Source organism: Actinacidiphila sp. bgisy145 (assembly GCF_057708125.1).
This window is the reverse complement of record NZ_JBYIRL010000140.1, coordinates 1-513: the sequence shown is the minus strand read 5'-3', so window position 1 is coordinate 513 and position 513 is coordinate 1. Positions and strand designations below refer to the sequence as shown.

Genomic DNA, 513 nt, shown 5'->3' with positions numbered 1-513 from the left:
AATGACACGACTTCGGCGGTACGCTTGAGCCCCGCTACATTGTCGGCGCGGAATCACTTGACCAGTGAGCTATTACGCACTCTTTCAAGGGTGGCTGCTTCTAAGCCAACCTCCTGGTTGTCTCTGCGACTCCACATCCTTTCCCACTTAGCGTACGCTTAGGGGCCTTAGTCGATGCTCTGGGCTGTTTCCCTCTCGACCATGGAGCTTATCCCCCACAGTCTCACTGCCGCGCTCTCACTTACCGGCATTCGGAGTTTGGCTAAGGTCAGTAACCCGGTAGGGCCCATCGCCTATCCAGTGCTCTACCTCCGGCAAGAAACACACGACGCTGCACCTAAATGCATTTCGGGGAGAACCAGCTATCACGGAGTTTGATTGGCCTTTCACCCCTAACCACAGGTCATCCCCCAGGTTTTCAACCCTGGTGGGTTCGGTCCTCCACACGGTCTTACCCGCGCTTCAACCTGCCCATGGCTAGATCACTCCGCTTCGGGTCTTGAGCGTGCTACT

General features: G+C 56.3%; 1 rRNA gene. It reads right to left on the bottom strand.

The annotated features are described in order from the left end of the window. Positions 1-513, bottom strand: a 23S ribosomal RNA gene (locus tag AC3ERT_RS36665); the annotation flags it as partial.